Source organism: Priestia koreensis (assembly GCF_001274935.1).
Classification (GTDB): domain Bacteria; phylum Bacillota; class Bacilli; order Bacillales; family Bacillaceae_H; genus Bacillus_AG; species Bacillus_AG koreensis.
Genome location: NZ_LILC01000036.1, coordinates 18,781 through 39,141, shown reverse-complemented (window position 1 = coordinate 39,141; position 20,361 = coordinate 18,781). Strand labels below are relative to the sequence as shown.

The window sequence follows — 20,361 nt, the reverse complement described above, 5'->3', positions numbered from 1 at the left end:
ACCCGCGTTTTCTGCGAAAATGGGAGAAAAAACTTCAAGATGCCCAACGAATCTTATCACGACGAACCATCGGTTCAACCAATTGGCGTAAACAAAAACAAAAAGTAGCCCGAATTCACGAAAAAATCACGAATACTCGAACGGATTTTCTACATAAGCTCACGACCAACCTCATCAAAAACCACGATGTGTTGGCAATTGAAGACTTACAAATCCAATCCTTGTTGAAGAATCATCAAAATGCAAAAGGAATTAGTGAGGTATCGTGGTATGAATTTCGCACAATGCTCGAATACAAAGCTGCGTGGTATGGCCGAACAGTTATTGCCGTCGGGAAAACGTTTGCGTCATCTCAACTTTGTTCCACGTGTGGAACGAAAAATAAAGAAGTGAAACAACTGAATCTCCGCAAATGGACGTGTGTTTCGTGTCACACCCATCACGACCGAGATTTTAATGCCAGTCTTAATATTCTTACCGAAGGTAAAAGACTCTTGCTTCTTGGTTCTTCTGCCTCCTAAATAGAAGAACCCAACCGTCGGTACGACGGGGCTAGCCTGATAATGTTTACTCCAACAGGAGTAATGACCCAGGAATCCCCCACTTCAAGCGACCCGTAAGGGTGGTAAGTGGTGGGTAGTTCAATTTGTCGATTATAAAGTTGCAATAATCGTTCAAGTACATTAGCCATATGTTCTTTTCCTTTCTAGTATCTAGTTGTGCAATAAATAAGAGAAGATTCCTGTAACTTACTTTCCTGCTTTATATTACCATCTTGTGGGTAGTTGTACCTTATCTGTTAAAGAAGAAGTTCATAGAATATGTTGTTGTCTAAGGTCATTAAAAATAATTATTAAAAACACAAAGTACGAATTGCAACATTTATCTTTGTGAAACGGTATAATGAAAGTAGGAAGAACATGAATCGGCTTAGCGAAGAAGGAGAGAGAAGACCTATGTACGTAAACAAAAAATACCGTCTCCGTACGGATATTAAAATTCCCATGCGTTATATTGAGTGGCGTTTTTTGCTTGAGGGGAAAAGCGCGGATGAAACGAAACAAGCCTTTAATCAAATGGTCGAGGACGGCATCGCTTATATTAAAAATCGAAAAGTGGAAATTGATAATGATACGGATACCGAATCCATTAGTTATCCAGTCGAAACGGAGACCTATGAACGTTTGCTACGTGCGAAGAAAGAGACAGGGTTCTATTTAAGCCGCGTAATTGAGGTATCTATCTACTTATTCTGCAAGCACTATTTTAGTGAAGAAGAGTGGATTAAGAACCGTATGGATCAATGGAAAGTAACGGGTGTGAGATAAGGGAATATAGGAAGTCATCCAAATAAGAAGAGCGTTAGGGACACTTATTTGGATGGCATTTTGTTGTTTACTTTAAAGGATTTAAATAGCATTTTTAAACGATTTAATGAATAGAAAAAATTTGCATTAACATTATTATTTTAGTTAATCTTAAATATCGGCTCATAGCGAAGGTTATTTTGGGTTGTATATTTGCTATCAACCCTTTATAAAGTAATTACACGAAAAATAACGGAAACCAACACTAATTCAACCATTCCTATAGTAAACTGAAAATAACGTAAATATAGAATCGTCAACATAAAAATGCTAAATAAAAAGGGGGACAAATGAAATGTCAAATCGTAAAAATGTATATTTTTTGGAAGATGCAAAGAAAAATACAAGTGTAAAGAAAATAACAAAAATAAATAAGTCATGGTTTTTGTTGGATGACAATATAGTTCGTGAAATTGTCCATATTGGTCATGAAATTAAAACAGTTAATGAAACGATGGAGAACTTTAAAATTATTACCTTAGCAGCTGATTCTCGAGAGTATGAGTTTGATTCTCCTGACGTACAATTAAGCCAAATGACCAAAGAAAAACTTTTAAAGGTAGGCGTCGCTACGAGCGAAGTAATCTTGGATAAGTATATGGAAAGATCTGTGTTAGATCTGCATGAGAATAATGAATTAGAAGATCAAATCTTTCAAATTAATGGCTTGTAATATATGGCTGAAAATCATGTCAATGACTGCTTAAAATAATATTTAATACACTAAACTATTCTACACTCAATACCACTATCGCTTCTTGAGATAGTGGTATTGAGTGTAAGGTGATAAAGTTCAAATCTTATAATATATCAATATTTTTGAAAAAAAGAGATATTTTGGTTGATTAAAAATAATCTATATACTACAATAAATAAGTATTCTATTATTTCTTATTTTTTGCAACCTTTAACGGTTAGCGGTGTAATTATCAAACGTAATGCGATCTTTGGGTCGAGTCTAATTCATTATTCTTTTATTTAAGGGAGAATAGTGTCTATTTGGGCTTTCCAAAGGTCGCTTTTTTGCGTTCCAAAACTTATGGAAAGGGTGTTTTATGTTTAATGATGAAAAAAGCAGCTGGAGAAAATTTAGCATATTCCATGAAAGAGATTAGCAATACGCTATTAACAAAAAAGAAGTTAACAGCTGAAATTCGATTAGCTGATGGAAGTAAGAAAATCTATCGTGCTGAGGAAAAAGATTATAAAAAAGCCTTAATGGAGATTGTCTATTATATAAAATCTCTTGAAATTGGCACAGAAGAAAAAGTGTTATGGCGCCTACATGGAGAGAAATTATACCGTATGGGTGCTACAGTAGAAAAACCGAAAGTACAAGGTCGATTCAAGAAGTTTCTTCAGTATCTTTTTGAATTAGACTAAGTCATTTTAGGTAGAGGGGTAAGACAGGAGATCATTCTTCTGTCTTTTTTTATTGAATATCAAACATTAGAAGGGATGATTTATATGCAACAGCATTATGGAGTGTCACGTGAAAACATAGCTATTTATGGAGTAGATAATTGCAGTTTACAGGAAATGTTGGCCGTATTAATTGGTCCTAAAGCTAACCCATCTATTACAGGTGAATTAGCTTCTATAGGCGTTCAAGGATTAGCTGAAATGTCTGTTCAACAATTAATGTGTTATGAGGGAATAGGGCTACAAATTGCTAACCGTATAGTTTCAGCATTTGGCCTAAGTAATTTAATGAGGAAATATGGATGTGTGAACACTTCTCGTGTTGCATCGCCTAAAGAAGCTGCATCTCTGTTTATGGATCTTGTGGGGCAACAACAAGAAAAGTTTGTAGTCGCATACTTAAATACGAAAAATGTAGTAATAAAGAAGAAAACAATTTTTGTTGGTAGCTTAAATAGTAGCATCGTACATCCGAGGGAAGTCTTTCGTGAAGCTGTGAATGTTTCAGCAGCGAGTATTATTTGTGCTCATCAACATCCAAGTTTTGATCCAACACCTTCAAGAGAAGATATCGAAGTAACAAAACGAATTAATGAAGCTGGTTTGTTAATAGGTATACACCTTTTAGACCACATCATTATAGGTACCGAGAATAAATGGACTTCACTAAAAGAAAAGGGATATCTCTAAGTGGCACCTGTATCATTCTCCACTTTGATTATGCTAATAGGTCCGTTAAAGTGGAGGATTTCTGAATTGTACTATAGAGTCTATTCGTAAATGAACTTCTGCAAGAGAATTTTATAGCAAATATTGTTCAGTGAGAAATGTGCGGCAGAAAATGATTATTAACGATGCTCTGCACATGCCTTGATGTACAATTGAAAATTAAAAAAGATGTAACAAAAGATTTAATGTATTTTAAACGATGCTTATCATTATTTGTCTAAAGGAAGAGAGTCGAGATGATAACAATTTATTTAGTGGATTTATTTAAATTAGCGCTAGTGGGCATTCACCTACTAGCTGATTGGCATTGCACAAAGCGTATTCTAGAACTTCTCATGAGTTATGAAAATATTGAATTTGAAGGCCTTTTAGGTGCTCAGCAACTCAATATTAAAGCCTTAGCACAGACCGTCATTGAAGAAAAGAAAAGAGAGAAGGAAAATGAAGTAGCAGTCAACCCTGTTTATTCTTCAATCGAAGGAACGGAAATGATCGCATTTTTTAATGAGTTGTACCAGGAAGTAAATGGCTCAAAGGAACATCCAACAATAATTTCGGATTACCCATCATTCAGTGACAATGATATTCCAATAATAGACGGAGAAGTTACTTATGACGCCATATTTGTTGAACAAAATCAAAGCTATTATGTAAACACTTCACAGGATGAAATGCTTACAATGAATGATTATGTAGAACCTAGACAGCCAGTTTCCATTAATAAAGGTCTGCAAAGCCTATCCGGTCAAGTCATTGGAATGGAGCAAAATTTCATTCATCTACGCACTAGCCAATCAAGAGAATGGATTAATATAGGAGAAAATATCCGCCAAATTTCTATGCATGATTACATCGTTTTAGAGGTTGTCCGTCATAACCAATCGGATATTGAAATTAAAACTATTAATAAAATGGAACAAGAAGTCACATTAGACTATGGGATTCCAGATGAAATGTTAGCTTAAAAGAAAGAAAGTACGACCTTATGTCGTCCTTTCCTCTATGTCCATACGTAGCTTATGAATGTAGAGGAAAGGAATTTTATAATCTAATAGTCATGTTAATTGAAATATAATTTCGAAAAAATAGTACTTTTTTATCAAAAAAATATCCCGAAATGCCACTGTTAGAAAAATAGTTTGTTAAGATCATGTTAGTAAAGAATATTTTAGTGAAGAAACAGAAATTCAAAGGGGAGATACATATATGACAATTACCATCAAAAAATTAGATGAATACATTGAACGATTAGTAGCAGGGAATGCCTTCGTAGAACATGTTACAATCAAGGTAAATCGAAGCCAAACAGGCTACCATTTACCTAATAATAGCAAAGTGCATTTAAACTTAGAATTCGAAACATCAGCAAATGTTCCTCAAGATGCTGAGTATTACGAAAACATTAAAGAAAGCCTTTACTACATTGAGAATCGGGTCATACAGCCACTATATGATATTTTTGGCGAAAATTACATCGTTAAGATCCAGTTTGATTGTGACGGTGAGCTTATTCAAGAAGGTATGGAGATTGTCTCACATATACACTTTGGAAGAGACACACCACTACATATAATGTTAAGAAAAATTGAAGGAAGGCTATCTCCTTATGTAAAAATGGCTAAGTCTGTTCAAAATGTAACGTTGAAAGGCCACAATTATCAGTTGAGTCTAATTAACTTTAATATTATATGCAACGTTAAAGACATTACGGCTATGTTAAAAGAACCTGTAAATACGTCAGTTAAAGCTCAATGGTACAGTAAAATCCACTTGCTTGTTGAAGAATGGAATAACACAAAAGATTATAAGTACGAATATAGTTTGCCGGTTACAAGCGGAAGGTTAATGGTTGATATCTCAAAGCAAATATTCACATTTAGAGAAGAGAAGAGAGTAAGTGAAAAGTGAAGAAAATCCTACAAAATGTTGTGTTGTCTTCGTTAATGGTTTTGGTGTTCATGTTTTCAAGTCAGACACATGTTTTTGCATCTAGTGATATTCCAGATTTTGTACCGAAACAAGGGGACATGAAAATCGAAGCAAAGAGAATTGATAGTGGGACAAGCTTTATGTCGGATACATTAAATGGCTTGTTACCTAAGGTAATGGATGTGGGGATCAAAGTCATTACTATCATGTTTGTCGCAGCTGTTATCGTCATGGCTTTTGCCCTTTTGATGAAGAATGGCCAATGGACGAAAATCGGAACAGGTGTGATGATGGGTTCCTTTGTTGCAATTATCTTGTTACGTGTCGTTCCCATTTTTATGTTAACATCCGATAAGATGAATATTACATTGTTTGTTAATGCTACGTTAAACTTATTAAAGCATATTAGTTTTGTGGCTGCTATAGGAATGGTCATTATCGGATTATTTATTCGGTTCTTACATCAACTCCTCAATCATCCCGATTACTTCAGGTGGAGCAAGCGGTTGTACATAGGAGCCATAATCTTAACAATTCTCTCAACCTTCATTCCAGTATTGTTCACCTCCGTTTAACAAACAAGGGTTTGATCATGTTGAAATTCGACAGTGATAATTAAAAAGAAGATTGCATTGTTAATGTTTCGCAGGTGTAGTTTATACGATCCATCCTCCAATGGGGGTGGAATTTGGTAAGAAGGGGATATAACGATCCGTTCTAGGTGTATAGGTGGAAAGAATGCGTTGCAAAGGATCTGGATGATTCTACTTATTCACCTTAGAAGACTCATATAGTTTAATTGAGCAAGAGAAGAAATTTCTATATTTTAAATAAAAAGGGAAAAACCCTCAAAAACACTTATTTAATAAGTGTTTTTGAGGGTTCTTTTCGTTAAGGAATAAGAAATGAAAATGAGGTGTAACTGAGTGAAAAAGGTCTTAATTATAGAAAAAGATATGATTTTTAGAGAAGGTTTAGTTCAAGTATTAAAAAAGGAGTACAGCGATGTTGAAATAGACATCTTTCAACCAAGTCGTTATCTCTCAGATCGTTACCATTTGTGCCTAGTAGATGTATGGAGCTACGAGGAACATTATACGGTTATTAATCAGTTGCAGATGTTAGGTGTAAAGGTCATTGTATTTTTAAACTCTTTTAATGCAGAAAAAGACAAATTAGTAAATGGAGCATTGATCAGTGCAGAGGGAATTCTGCTAAAAACAATGAAGATAGCCGAAGTCATTAAAGCTCTCAATACCATTTCCCAAGATATTCAATACTATCATCCATTAGTCGCGCAGTTAATTATAAAACAGTTAAAGAAGAGTAATAAAAAAAGTATTGAGTTACAGCGTAGCAGTCTATATGACAGCTTCCTAACACAACGGGAACTTGATATCCTACAACTTATTGCCAAAGGTTTAAACAACAACCAAATTGCGGAGAAACTAACGCTTTCCCCTCTAACTATTAATTCTCATATGAGAAGGATTTTTCGGAAATTTGATGTCGATAACCGGGTTTCAGCGCTAGTTTATGCCCTAAAAAATAAATTTATCAAAATAAACTAAAATGCTTATTTTCAAAAAATGTTAAAGTAAGAGATCGATTAATTCAAATTTGATTCAGTAAAATGGTCATTGATCTGAGTTTATGCGAAAAGGAGAGAATCAGACTGTGGTATCAGTGGATAAAGTAACAATGGAACTCTAAAGAATGCCTAATACTGAAAAAATGAAGTTGTGTTTTAGTATCTTCTCAGTAAATTAAGATTTAAATGGTCTTGTGTGAAAACCAGACGTCTCTAAATGGTAGAGCGGTGGTGGAAGTTTATCTTAAATCAACTGAATTTAACGTGATTATTCAACAATTACGTAATTACGTTGACGTATTGCAGATACAATGCAGAAGATTGGATGAAGAAGTACTTCAAGTGATTAGATCTGCTTTCTAAGCAAATGAAGCACGAGGCGGTATTAAAACGGATTAAGGAGTTAGAAGATCAGATAGCTGCTAGCGCTAATCTATAAGGAGTGTAAATGAGTATTTTATAGGGAGGTAAAATATAGCCATCCTTATAACTCAGGATGGCAACAGGGATGATTATTTACCTTTTAGTGACTCTAATTGATTTAATAGAATTTCAATTCCCTTAGGGCTCAGAATGATATTGCCGTTACCAAATTTTCTGTTTTGAGGAGTATATTCACCCGTTACCGCACAAACGCCTCGTGAGTGATACTTTTGAAGAATAATTTGATCTTGATCGACAAATATCTCTAACGGTTCTTTATGCTTAATATCAAACGCTTTCCGAAGTTCTTTTGGGAGAACCACACGTCCTAATTCATCTACTTTACGTACAATACCGATTGATTGCAAATTAATCACCCTTTCTACTAGTGTTAATAGGTATTTTATCATAGGTACTAAATCCTGTCTTTGGTTTTGCAATACAGTTTAACAGTTTGAGAAATGACGGCCATTTGTAATGAAAATCATACAGGAAGAAGTCACTTAAGAAAGGACGGGATATACATAATTTTCTGTGAACATTGCGGAAAGGAACGTGAAACGTGGGATTTTAGTGGGGAGTTAGAAGATGAGGTGAAGAATAAGCAGATTGGAAGCTGTCCACTATGTCAAAAAGATATGATCGATAAAGGGAAGTTCTATGGGTGTAGTGGCTATTTAAGCATTGGATGTGAATTTACGTTACCAAAACCTATCTAGCAAAAACCATCACGGTAAAGCAAGTGCAGAACATGCTAGATAAAGGATAAACGCCCCAACTCGGAATTAAAGCCAGTCGATGGGTACCGGCAATATGATAAAGAAAAAAAGAAGTCAAGGATAATGAAACAACATAATCTAAAATAACTATGTTCTAAATGATAAGTCAAAAGTTTAAAATACACTCATCTAAGGAGAAACGAAAAAATGACAGTATTATTCATTGGAGTGCCTCTTTTTGCAGGATTATGTGTCGTACAAGTAGATGCTCTATTCACCGAATATAAGCTATTTAGAAAAGATGTGCGAATTGAAGAGCTAGAAGCGTAGCTTGCTTTGACCAGATCAATGATAGAAGAACATAAGGGGAAGTGACATGTTTAAATTCATCATTATTTTAGTCGTATTAATTTTTTTCTCAGAGCATGTTCTATATTATGGAGGCAAAATCTTAAGAAAAGTCGGAGACTTGGCTCTGTGGGGACTAAGATGGCTTATCAATTCCTTGCAAAGAAAACTTTAAGGGATTGTAGAATTATGATTCAAGCTTGCATTATATTGAACACCCAAAACGCTTAGTTATACCAAGTGTTTTACTATTAGTTAGGACTTACTGCCACCTTTTCTATCACCATTAAAAGTCACACACTTAGATGGATATCTTTCCTATCTTTAGTGTGTTATGGTTGGGGAACTAAATAAATTATTTGGTTTCTTTGTACCTAAAAGTTTCCTCATAATGGGAAGGGGTACACAAAGCTATGAGCATAACCAAAGCAGAAATTTTTGAAAAGCTTAGTACGTTAATTGAATATGAAAGTACTGATATTACCCATACGATACCTAACCTAGTAAAATTGGAATATTCTCAAGAAGATCAAAGTTTCCAAGTAACTTCACTCACTAACGGTAGCGCTCGGTCTTATTACGATACAAAGAGTGCCTCAGAAGCCATATATACAATTTTAACTACTTTAGGAGAGAACCTTTAATTATCCTCTTACTTATATAAAACCAAGTTACCATAACTTTATTATGGTAACTTGGTTTTTGTGTTTTATATTACATGAATAGAAAAGTAATTGTACTCATGTGATCTATTATTTTCCTAAATTGTATCTTTCTATATACTTTACATATAAACCATACAAATATGTATGAAAGGCACGGAATGAAAAAGTTCGTATAAGAAGACAGATACCTAGTTACTGCTCGTTCTTAAAAATGCCTATGTAACCGTTATATTGGTAAAGGACTTGAAATTAAGGTTCATGTGATCGCGTTGGATCAAAATTCTATTATCATTCAGGATAAAAGAAAAAAATTCAACTGATCTTTAAGCAAACCATTGACACACTCTTAGCAGATCGACGCTTAGTAGTGGACAGTACAGTGGTCAAAGAAAGACAAGCCAAGAAGGCTATAGCAGCCACGAAAGCAAAAGTAAAAAACTAATTGGGGTGATTTTGGATGAAAAATCACAAAGTAATGAATGATCAAATTCTCCAAACAAATAAGCGCTTTTCTCACTTAAAAGGTAGTCAAAAAGAACGGATCGCTACGGAATTTTATCGGCTTTATCACGAGAAGATGATTGAAAGACGTACGACTAGAAAACTTCCTCCAAAACAACGTGAAACAGTCATAGAAGCTCTGTCTGAAGCTATTCAAGGACGAGACATATGGATATCTTACATCGAAGTCGGGAAATACGCATACAGCAAGATTACAAAGGCGGTAAACGCCTTTCCAAAGCGCTACCCAGAGATGTCTAAGAACTTTGAAGAAGAGCATATAGAACGAAAAAGAGAATCTATTATAATAACAAATAAAAAGGGTAGATGACTTTAAAATGGCATTTACCCTTTCTTTGTACAGAACTTAAAGAAGATTATTTTTTTACTAATTTGAATTGAGCTGCTACCTTAAATGGCTTTCGTTGATCAGCAAAACCATAAACAATTCGGTACTTACCAGGTTTTAAATCTGAAGTTGCATTTTTCAAGCTAAAATTTGCGGTTTCATTACCCTTTGGCTTAATAATGTGACTTATAGCGCTAATTTGTTTATTTTCATCTTTTTTCATAGGGATAGTGTACCAAACTCCGTCAATATATTGTTCTAAAGAACCGGGATCGTTGAAATCAATTATTTTAGAATTAGAGTTTTTAATGTTGAAAGAAAAACTATCACTAGAGAGTAGGTATTCAGATTGTCGACTAGTTACTGATACACCATGTTTTGAGGCGGAAAGTTCTTGTGTTTTTGCTGAATCTTTTAACTCTTCTTGGGCATTTGCTGATTGACATGCCGTTAGTAAAAGAGCACATATGATTCCATTAGCAAACATTTTAGATTTTTTCATGCATTCACCTCTCAAAGTATTAGTGGACTAAAATTACTCATTCATTTTTATACGAATGTGATTTGTACAAATGTCTTTTTAGTACTTCTACAAAAGATAGTCATTACCTCTCATTTAATTCCTATATCTAATCTCAGAATAAACCACCTCTGAAAAATATGTATGAACTTATGTAATTAGATGTAATCCACTCAGGCTATGCTATTATATTGGTAGTTGCATATAGACCTTGGAACGGCTACATCAGAACAGGATATCCTAAGCTTAGATACTATAGGTTTTAAAATTATGGAGGTTAACAATGAGTTTTAAATTCAAAATTAAATTAGAAGAATTCCCATTAAATACAGTTGAGGAAATTCAAACAGGTGAAGTGTATTATTCAATGTTTGGAGAAATTATTTTTTTAATAAATGATAGAAATTTTTTTGAGAATGCTAGCGGAATACCTTGGGATAAAATGGGTACATCTTCTATGTCTAATAGAGGTTTAACAATTCCTATTTATGGATTTATAACTCAATTTATAAACCTTATGGATAATCTCGATGAAAATAAGTTAATAAAAATATATGAAGATCAAATTGATAAAGAGATAATTATGGAGCCATCTGTAGAAAATGTAACACTTGCCATTAGATACTGTTTATCACAATACTGGTACGATGGAGAAGGTGTTAAGGAGTCTATACAAATCCCTATTTCCAACTATAACACTATTCCTATAAATACATTTAAAGAAGGAATGCTTCAAGGAATAAGAGAATATTTACAGAAACTACTTGATCAATTCCCAGCATTGAAAAGCATTGATGAGTTTATGTCCTTATACCAAAAGGTAAACAAGTAATTTTAAAAGATCCTCCTCATTAGTTTAAATGAAGGGGATCTTTTATGTGGTTAATTCTAATTAGGATAAAAATGTAAAAATAACAAGTAATTTCATTACTCGTCATTTATAATTAAGTTTGTACAAGTAGACAACAAGTATACTTGTAAATTAAACAGCTTAACTATATAAATGGGGGTTCTAAAATGAAAAAAGGATTAAAGTTTTTAATAAGTCTTGTGCTTATAATTGGCCTCTTGAGTGGATTAACTTTTCACACATCTTCTCATGCAGCCACTACAAAGAAAATGTCTGTACACTATATTAATGTAGGGCAAGGCGACAGTACGCTAATACGTGCGCCGTACGGTGAAAACATCTTAATTGATGGCGGAAATATTAACGGTAGTAACCTTGTCTCATACCTAAAAAAGCAGGGGATTAAAACAATCGATGTAATGGTCTCTACTCATCCTGATGCCGATCATATTGGTGGATTAGATGATGTACTCAAATCATTTGATGTGAAATCTGTTTATGCCCCTAAAGTAAACCACACAACGCAAGCCTATGTAGACTTCTTAAAAGCCGTAAAAGCTGAAAAACTAACGATTAAAACAGCACAAAAGGGCGTTAAAGTACCAGTTAAAGGGGTTACCGCTACGTTTGTTGCACCCGTAAAAACGTATGATAAGGATCTCAATGACTGGAGCGCTGTTCTACGCGTGGTCTATAACAAGAAGTCATTCTTGTTCACAGGAGACGCAGAATTCAAATCTGAAACAGATATGCTAAATTCAAAGCAAACCTTAAAAGCAGACGTGCTAAAGGTAGGACATCACGGTGCCAAAACATCGACTAGTCAAGCGTTCTTAAATGCTGTTAAACCATCTGTAGCTGTGATTTCAGTAGGGAAAGGGAACCGTTATGGTCATCCAACGACTGAAACACTTAACCGCTTAAAAGCTTCAAAAATTGCCATCTATCGTACCGATCTGCAGGGGCACATTATCATCACAACTGATGGAAATACCTTAACCTATAATACAAAAGCAGCTGTACCTGGAGGTGCTGTCCCTGCACCAGCTCCAAGCACGTATAAGTTAGTCGCTACATTGGACAATGCGAAACCCAAACAAAATGGAACGGTGAATCTTACCGTTAAAGGCCTTCCTAGTGGATCGTACAAAGCCGTATTCCATTATAAAAGTACGAACACAACGTATACGGGTACAATTGGAAAGGCATTACCTGTAAAAATTGGTCGCGCCGCTAAAGGTTACAAAGTAGTGGTCGATATTTCAAGTGCGTACAAAGGGAAAAGCTACAAAACTCAAACGTCCTTTGTGCCACAATAAGGGAGTACTCATATGAAAGGTATTGTGGATCAACTTGAAGGGCCATTTGCTGTTATTGAAATAGACGGAGAAACGCAGGATTTTGATCGAAATATTTTTAATGAAGAAATTGAAGTTGGAGATGTCGTTGAAATCGTTGAAGGTAAAGGCATTGTATTGAAAGATGAAACGGAAAAACGTAGAGCTGACGTTCAAAAGTTGATGGATGAATTATTTGAATTCTAATGAGATGAAAAGCGTCTTTCACGAGGCGCTTTCTTCTATTAATAATGGATGAGAGTTCTTAAATGAGGTGATTAATTGAAGGCTATATATCCAGGGAGCTTTGATCCTGTTACAAATGGACATATTGATATTGTAAAAAGAGCGAGTGAATTTTTTGATGAAATTATAGTAGCCGTTATGATTAACTCTAAGAAGCAATACTTGTTTTCACTTAAAGAACGAAGAAAACTTATTGAAGATTCATTTGAAAACAATAAAAAAGTCAAAGTTGATACATTTGAAGGATTGCTTGTAGATTATATGAGAGAGCACAATTACAGAGCCATTATAAAAGGTTTGAGAACTGTTACTGATTTTGGGTATGAAGCTCAGATGGCTTTAACAAATAAAAATCTATATAAAGAGTCTGAAACTTTTTTCATTCATTCTCAAGAAAAATATTCCTTCCTTAGTTCAAGTATAGTAAAAGAAGTCTATCTTAATGATGGAAAGCTATCAAATTATATACCTGATCATGTTGAAAAGGCACTTTTAGAAAAAATTCAAACTACAAAAAATGATTAATGTAGAAGGGTGTTTTTTACTTCTTTTGAAAGGGCATTATGAAAAATGCACTTAACCAAATAGGGGCGTTAGTTAAATAATGAGACAGGAAAAAAACTGTTTTATTATTTAAAGTTATTAGAAGTAATTCTTGCAAGCAGAGCAAATATTATTCATATATTTCAACCTCTAAAAGAGATCTTCATACGTTATTATTCGCCTTGTTAAATTAGCACAATTAAACTCGAAAGGAAGGTGGGCAACATGGCTAAAAGAAGACGGAAGAAAGAAGATCCAATTGCTCAGTTGTTTATTGGACTCAGCTTTTTCATATTCTTTTTAATGTATGTCTGGACGGATTCTATATTTCTAAGTATCTCTACTATCTTTCTACTTATCGCTCTATTTGTCTTTACAGGAATTTATCGTGCAGCCAAACAACGTCAACGTTTAAGACGATCTGGTATTAATGAGATTGATCAAATGAAAGGACATCGCTTTGAACACTATCTGAAAGAATTATTTGATGGTCAAGGATATAAATCAGAAGTAACGAAGGCTTCTGGAGATTTCGGAGCGGACCTTGTGTTAGTTAAAGATGGTCAAAAAATTATTGTACAAGCCAAGCGCTATAGTAAAAAAGTCGGAGTAAAAGCGATTCAAGAAATTAAAACAGCACAGTCCTATTACAAGGCTGACTTTGTTTGGGTTGTTACCAATAATTACTTCACAAATCCTGCTATTGAATTAGCTAGAGCAAATGATGTAAAGCTTATTAACCGTGATTTACTAATTGATTATATATTAAGCCTTAAGGAATCGGCAGCAAAATAACGATACCGGTGTACAAAACTGAAAAGAAGTATTCTTTTATTATTAATAAATGTATATTGTAATGACGGGTTCAGTTATCTGTCACAAAGGTACGTCATATAAGGGAAATAGACCAACAAATTGTATTTTAATTTGTTGGTCTATTTTCAGTGATATAGGAGCATCGATATTATCATTATCTTATTTTTTTGTTATAGAATTGCATATTTAATTGAAGACCTTCCTCAATTAAAAAACAAAAAAGGTTATAAGAAACAGAACTATTGTCCATATGTAAGAAGTAAGTATGGTTTTGGTAATATGATGATTATTTCTTTGTTTCTTGTGCTCAATTGAAAAAATGAAGAGAAATATTAAAAATAAAAAGTAAATAAGAAAAAAGTATAAGAGCGAACGCCAATGTTCCACCCAAGTCATAATTGGCCCTAAAGTACCTCCTACTAAAAACAGAATCATAGATAAACTACCAAAAGAGATGGTGATTTTGGGCATCATATTCCAAAAGGAACGTTGAAAAATACTTTTATCTTTTTTTGCCTCAAATAAAAAAATTAAACAGAAGAAAGATAAAATTACTAATACGATAAAAAATGTGATGTAAATATTGTTTACTGGAGTCCAATTTGCAGTAGATCCAACAATTCTATTCGATTCATTTAATTCTAATACTCCCATTAATATCACTATTAAACCTAAAGTCAGGATTTGAAGAAAAAATAATTTCACGGAACAAGCACCTCCAACTATATTACGAACAAAAAAGATAAAAGTTCCCAATAATTGCACTTATTCGATATATGAATTGCATGGAAGTGACGGAAGGTATGTGTAGCCACATTCGTACCATGATGCTGTAAAAAGGATAGCTTGGTCCGACGTACCAGCTTTGATACATAGATCATGATAAGGTGCTTATAATTGTACACTTTATTATGTGAGGGGTTCTAAGTAATAATTTTTAAAAATTTTTTAATAAAATGCGGGAATATAATGGTTAATTTTGGTTCTATTTTATTATATTACCAAAAAAAATAGTTATTTTAGTTTATATCTTATTTCACCCAAATATTATAATATTTTCCTTGTGAATTTTTTCATAAGGAGGATATTTTAGTGAGTAATTTTAAGGGGAAGAAATATTTAAAACGATCTGCAAGCTCTTTAGTAGCATGTGGATTAATTTTAAGTATGATTCCAGCAAGTTATGCAGCAAACGATGTACCAGATCAAAGTTTGGAATCAAGTGACACTAATTCAAATTCTAAACCAGAAGAAGTAGTCTCTCTGAGGACTGCTTACTCAAAAACATATGATAACAACAACGGGACATATACTTCTGAGATGAGTCCTACTCCTATCCATTATAATGATGATGGAGAATGGAAAGATATTAAAAATGACTTAACAGTTAATGAGCAAAAAGGAACAATAAAAAATCAGGATAACTCATTTGATGTTCAACTATCTACTGAAAAGAGTTCAAATCAACCCCTTCTTAAGGTAGCAGATAACAAATACGAAGTCTCAATGGATCCTATCTCTAGTTCAAAAGAAAATACATCAGATAATACTACTAGTTCTGAAGCAAAAGTATCAGATAACCGAGTTACATATAATGGTTATTTCACAAACACTGATATACAGTATGTTCTTCAGAATGATCGTGTAAAGGAGAACATTTTACTTGATAAGAAACCTGATGTAAAACCAGTGTATACCTATAAAGTTAATTTAGAGAACTTGACCTATAAAAAAGGTGAAGACGGTCTTATCTATTTAATGGATGCTTCTACTAATAAAGCTAAATTCTATATTGATCGCCCATTTATGCATGACTCTTATGTCCCGGATGGTTTTAAAGCTCAACCAGGTATTACAAGTATTCCTGAAGAAGCGATGTCTTATGATGTTGAGATGAACCCTCGCCAAGAAGGAAGTACATTATATATTGATATAGTTCCCAACTATGAATGGTTACAAGACTCAACAAGGGTTTATCCTGTAACTGTTGATCCTACTATTGTTAACATTCAAGACGGTAGTAAAGTTGAGGATACAAATCTGCGAAGTGGATTACCCACTACAACTGGGGGAAATGATTTAGATTTAGGAACAGGCCTCTATAATACAAATATTATACGTTCACTTCTAAAATTCGATTTATCATCCATACCTAATTCTACTACTATTTTATCTGCACAATTAAATACGTGGATGTCAGTGGCAAGCAATGACACACCTATAAGCATTGGGCTATACCAAGCAACAACAGACTGGATTGAAAATCAAGCATCTTGGAATTACGCAAAACAAGTTCCGTCAACAGGGTGGAACACAAAAGGTGGAGACTTTAACACGACGGCTTTATCTATTGTTCGAAACATTGGACCTCTACAAAGTCTAGATCACAGCATAAAATGGGATGTACCAACTGAGGTTATCACAAATTGGCGAGACAATCCTTCTCAGAACTTTGGATTTATGCTGAAAAGTTTAAATGAAGGGACAAATACGTATAAAAAGTTTATCTCAAGCGAAGGGACAAACGGAGATCAATATCATCCATTGTTATCTGTGACTTATAAAACTAACGCGCGTATGGGATTAGAAGATTACTGGACATACGAAACTTATAGCATTGCAAATGGTACTGGTAATGTTAATATTGGAACCGGTAATGCAGTTTTACAGTTTAAAGATATTGAAGAAAAGACAACATCCAAATTAGATTTGTCCTTTGAAAGAACATTTAATAGTAAATCTATTGATAAATCCCCATTGGGATATGGATGGTCTTTTAGAGGAGATAGCAGTTTAATAGATTTTAAAAGTTATGTAATTTATACAGATGAGGACGGTACAAATCATAATTTTACGTATGATAACTCTACATCTAGTTACACTAGTCCTCTTGGAGACTATTTAAATTTAAAAAAACTACCAGATAGTAGTTTTGAATTACGTAATAAATACGGAGTTATTAAAAAATTTAAGATCGTAAAAGTTGATAAAGGTACTAACTTAGAAATTTACAAAGTAGTAACAGAGACAAATCCATATGGAAGTAGTATTACCTACAATTATGACACTGCTGGTAATATTATTAAGATGAGTGATAAACAAAATAAAGAAATTAATTTTCAATATAATAACCAGGGGCAAATAAATAGCATTATGTCCGATAGTAAACGCGTAACATATTTGTACGACCAATATGGGTATTTAAGCGAAGTGAGATACTATAAAAATTCAACACAAGATTCCTCTGTTAAATTCTCTTATGATTCTTCTCATCAACTAACATCTGTGGTGGATGGGGATGAAAGAGAAACAACCTTATCTTACAAAAATGGTAATATTGAAAACATAACACAACCTGATATCGATGATAGTACAGCAGTTAACCAATATAAATTTGATCTACCTAACCATAAATCGACAGTTTATGATCCTAATAAAGATGCTACTACTACCTACTATTTGAACGAAGAATATGTTGCATCTAAAGTAGAGGATACAAATGGAATAAATATTAACTATAAGTTCGATAAAAACTATAATCCTATTGAAGAAGTGGACAAGGATTCGAATGGTAATAGTACTACTATAGTTTATACTTATGATAATCAAGGAAATATGAAGAAGCGATCAGATGGTAGTGGTGACATTTTATTTGATTATGATGAATATAGTAATATCATTACTCAAACCAATAATGAAGGAATAACTAAATTTTATTATGATAGTCAAGGTAATAAATTTTCTACAACTTATCCTGATGGTACAAACCAAGAAGAAAAGATAGATATTTATAAAAACTTAATAAAGACTATAACAGATCCTTTAGGAAATCAAGAAGTTTCTATATTAAACTCAGCAGGAGATTTGATTAGTTTCAGAGATGGAAATGGCAATTTAACTCAATATGAACACGATGATTATCACCATATTACAAAAGTAATTGATGCACAAGAGAATGAGAACAATTATTTTTATGATAAAAAGGGCAATAAAACCAAGATAATTGATGCTAATGGAAATAGTACTTCTTTAACCTATAATGATGATGCAAATATTATTTCAAAGAAAAGCGCATTAGGTAACGTTACGCTCTATGATTATAATGATCAAGGCGTTGTGTCTAAAACAATTACACCAAAGAAAGATACATTTGAATATGCATACAGTGATGAAGGACAACTAACAAGGTCATCGGTAAATAATAATATTAGATGGGATTATACGTATAATTCTAGTGGTAATTTAGAAACGGTTAAAGATTATAAAAACACCAACAACTCAAAAACTTATAAGTATTACAACAATAATTTAATTCAAAATATTAGCACTCAAGATGAATCTCTAGATTATAGTTACGATGGAAATGGTAATATAAGCTCCCTTATTTCAAGTGCTAATGGGAATGAAAATATCACAAGCTATAAATACAATAATTACAATCAAATCCTTTCATTATCTAATAGTGATGGTTTGCTAAGTACGTACAATTATAATTCTAAAAATGTTTTGGACAATATTGTTCTTAAAGACAATACTGTTCACAGTTATCAATATGACCTTTCAGGAAATATAACATCTTTGAAAATTAAAAGAAATGACAAAAGTTTGTTTGACTTCACTTACGCATATGACAAATTTAAAAATGTAATTTTAGAACAAACTTTGGACGGTACAAAACGCTTTACCTATGATAGCTTAAACCGCTTAGTGTCAGCAGAAAATCCAGATGGCACGACTATAACCTATAGTTATGATAAAAACGGAAACAGAATTTCAGAGGTCGTTAAAACCCCTGAAGCAGATTTCACTAAAAAGTATTTTTATAATGAAGATAATGAACTAATTTCAATTAATGATAAACCTTATTCTTATGATGAAAATGGTAATTTAATTCAGGATGAAAATTATTTATATACTTATGATTCATACAATCAATTAATTGAAGTAAGAGACACCAACAATACACTAGTGGTTAAGTACGATTATGATGAGCTTGGTAGAAGAATTAGCTCTGATAACAATAAAGGTAAAACATACTACCATTATGATGGTAATAATTTATTGTACGAGACAGATGCTAAAAATAACGTTATAATTTCCTATATATGGGAAGGATCTCTCTCACCTGTAGCTATGAAGACTGGAAATAAAACATATTTTTATCAAAAAGATAAATATGGAAATATTATAGGACTAACAGATGAAAATGGGGTTTTTGTAGCAAAATATCAGTACGATACTTTTGGAAACATTATTACACAGTCGGGTGAATTAGCATCAATCAACCCATTTAGATATTCTGGATATAGATATGATGAAAATACAGGACTATATTACCTAAATGCTAGGTATTATCAACCAAAATGGGGACGTTTTATTACCAGTGATACTTTCAAGGGAGAAGAATTTGATCCAACTACTCAAAATTCATATATTTACGCTAACAATAATCCTAACACTTATTTAGACTTAGATGGGCACAAGAGTATAAAGAGAAGATTCACTGAAGAGCTTAAAGCTTATTGCAGAAGACAACTTCGGGCGGCTTCTTATGGTATGCAGGCAATTGGTTGGACAATTGGAGGTCAATTACTTCGACATTCTTTAGTTGATCATCCGAGTGAGGTTTATTACTATTCTGGTAGTACTGCAGTATCAAAAATAAAAAAATCGTCTGATTACAAAAATAAAATAAAATCTTTAATGAAAAATAATAATAAAAAAGGATCATTTAATTATAATGGGGTATTAAATTTCAATACCAATAAGGATTTAATGGTAGCGTTCCATGGTACAGAAGCTTTGATAAGTGGAGCTAAGTTTGGTAATACTTGGTATATAAGTACTCATATTTTTGATACTTATGATTTTAAATATGAAGTATCAAGGTTCGGTACGTTAGTCAGATGGGGCAATAATGCTGCAGCTATATCTCAAGCAGTAAAATACATAGTCCCTTTTAATATTTATGTTTATTTCACTCAAATAATAGAATAAATGAAGAGG

19 protein-coding genes and 1 pseudogene are annotated in these 20,361 nt (G+C 33.2%); 18 read left to right on the top strand and 2 right to left on the bottom strand.

All coding sequences use genetic code 11. From position 1 onward, the window contains the following. The 9 genes from AMD01_RS21540 to AMD01_RS21500 form a co-directional block, all read left to right on the top strand. A partial coding sequence (locus AMD01_RS21540; RefSeq protein WP_157052817.1) for an RNA-guided endonuclease TnpB family protein occupies window positions 1-521 on the top strand: 521 nt, incomplete at its 5' end. A 435-nt stretch (window positions 522-956) separates the two neighbouring features. Beyond that, the gene (locus AMD01_RS21535) at window positions 957-1,328 is read left to right on the top strand and encodes a hypothetical protein (protein ID WP_053403509.1); all 372 of its coding nucleotides are present in this window, start codon (window positions 957-959) and stop codon (window positions 1,326-1,328) included. 334 nt (window positions 1,329-1,662) lie between these two features. Further along, a complete protein-coding gene (locus AMD01_RS21530) occupies window positions 1,663-2,040 on the top strand; it encodes a hypothetical protein (protein ID WP_053403508.1) in 378 nt (125 codons plus the stop codon). 389 nt (window positions 2,041-2,429) lie between these two features. After that, window positions 2,430-2,750 (top strand): DUF6018 family natural product bioysynthesis protein, encoded by a 321-nt coding sequence (locus AMD01_RS21525; protein WP_157052816.1) that lies wholly within the window; start codon window positions 2,430-2,432, stop codon window positions 2,748-2,750. An 84-nt stretch (window positions 2,751-2,834) separates the two neighbouring features. After that, a complete protein-coding gene (gene radC, locus AMD01_RS21520) occupies window positions 2,835-3,479 on the top strand; it encodes a RadC family protein (protein ID WP_245638995.1) in 645 nt (214 codons plus the stop codon). A gap of 275 nt (window positions 3,480-3,754) precedes the next feature. After that, window positions 3,755-4,483 carry a hypothetical protein gene (locus AMD01_RS21515; protein ID WP_053403505.1) on the top strand — a complete coding sequence of 243 codons (729 nt, stop codon included), beginning with the start codon at window positions 3,755-3,757 and terminating at the stop codon, window positions 4,481-4,483. A gap of 241 nt (window positions 4,484-4,724) precedes the next feature. Next, complete coding sequence (locus AMD01_RS21510) at window positions 4,725-5,426, top strand: hypothetical protein (protein ID WP_053403504.1); 702 nt, start codon at window positions 4,725-4,727, stop codon at window positions 5,424-5,426. Then, window positions 5,423-6,022 carry a hypothetical protein gene (locus AMD01_RS21505; RefSeq protein WP_053403503.1) on the top strand — a complete coding sequence of 200 codons (600 nt, stop codon included), beginning with the start codon at window positions 5,423-5,425 and terminating at the stop codon, window positions 6,020-6,022. The genes AMD01_RS21510 and AMD01_RS21505 overlap by 4 nt, the downstream gene beginning before the upstream one ends. A gap of 351 nt (window positions 6,023-6,373) precedes the next feature. Further along, on the top strand, window positions 6,374-7,018 hold the full coding sequence (locus AMD01_RS21500; protein WP_053403502.1) for a response regulator transcription factor: 645 nt from the start codon (window positions 6,374-6,376) through the stop codon (window positions 7,016-7,018). A gap of 532 nt (window positions 7,019-7,550) precedes the next feature. Here the strand turns inward: AMD01_RS21500 and AMD01_RS21495 are convergent. After that, the gene (locus AMD01_RS21495) at window positions 7,551-7,829 is read right to left on the bottom strand and encodes an AbrB/MazE/SpoVT family DNA-binding domain-containing protein (RefSeq protein ID WP_053403501.1); all 279 of its coding nucleotides are present in this window, start codon (window positions 7,827-7,829) and stop codon (window positions 7,551-7,553) included. 558 nt (window positions 7,830-8,387) lie between these two features. Between AMD01_RS21495 and AMD01_RS24990 the strand changes: the two genes are divergently transcribed. From AMD01_RS24990 to AMD01_RS21480, 3 genes are all read left to right on the top strand, one after another. Further along, window positions 8,388-8,510 (top strand): hypothetical protein, encoded by a 123-nt coding sequence (locus AMD01_RS24990; protein WP_281176910.1) that lies wholly within the window; start codon window positions 8,388-8,390, stop codon window positions 8,508-8,510. A gap of 431 nt (window positions 8,511-8,941) precedes the next feature. Further along, window positions 8,942-9,172, top strand: coding sequence for a hypothetical protein (locus tag AMD01_RS21485; protein ID WP_053403499.1), 231 nt, complete (start codon window positions 8,942-8,944; stop codon window positions 9,170-9,172). A 478-nt stretch (window positions 9,173-9,650) separates the two neighbouring features. Continuing rightward, entirely contained in the window at window positions 9,651-10,025 is a 375-nt protein-coding gene (locus AMD01_RS21480; RefSeq protein ID WP_053403498.1) for a hypothetical protein, read from the top strand. Between the two features lie 46 nt (window positions 10,026-10,071). Here AMD01_RS21480 and AMD01_RS21475 read toward each other — a convergent pair whose 3' ends face one another. Then, window positions 10,072-10,545, bottom strand: coding sequence for an immunoglobulin-like domain-containing protein (locus AMD01_RS21475; RefSeq protein ID WP_053403497.1), 474 nt, complete (start codon window positions 10,543-10,545; stop codon window positions 10,072-10,074). Window positions 10,546-10,846: 301 nt separating this feature from the next. Between AMD01_RS21475 and AMD01_RS21470 the strand changes: the two genes are divergently transcribed. From AMD01_RS21470 to AMD01_RS21440, 6 genes and pseudogenes are all read left to right on the top strand, one after another. Beyond that, entirely contained in the window at window positions 10,847-11,395 is a 549-nt protein-coding gene (locus tag AMD01_RS21470; RefSeq protein WP_053403496.1) for a hypothetical protein, read from the top strand. A 185-nt stretch (window positions 11,396-11,580) separates the two neighbouring features. Beyond that, window positions 11,581-12,426: pseudogene (locus AMD01_RS21465) on the top strand (ComEC/Rec2 family competence protein); the annotation flags it as partial. A gap of 318 nt (window positions 12,427-12,744) precedes the next feature. Further along, window positions 12,745-12,957 (top strand): DUF3006 domain-containing protein, encoded by a 213-nt coding sequence (locus tag AMD01_RS21460; protein ID WP_053403494.1) that lies wholly within the window; start codon window positions 12,745-12,747, stop codon window positions 12,955-12,957. A 75-nt stretch (window positions 12,958-13,032) separates the two neighbouring features. After that, complete coding sequence (gene coaD, locus AMD01_RS21455) at window positions 13,033-13,521, top strand: pantetheine-phosphate adenylyltransferase (protein WP_053403493.1); 489 nt, start codon at window positions 13,033-13,035, stop codon at window positions 13,519-13,521. A 243-nt stretch (window positions 13,522-13,764) separates the two neighbouring features. Next, the gene (locus tag AMD01_RS21450) at window positions 13,765-14,334 is read left to right on the top strand and encodes a restriction endonuclease (protein WP_083446661.1); all 570 of its coding nucleotides are present in this window, start codon (window positions 13,765-13,767) and stop codon (window positions 14,332-14,334) included. A 1,113-nt stretch (window positions 14,335-15,447) separates the two neighbouring features. Beyond that, window positions 15,448-20,352: a DNRLRE domain-containing protein gene (locus AMD01_RS21440; protein WP_053403491.1), complete on the top strand. Its 4,905-nt coding sequence runs from the start codon at window positions 15,448-15,450 to the stop codon at window positions 20,350-20,352. Window positions 20,353-20,361: the final 9 nt, after the last annotated feature.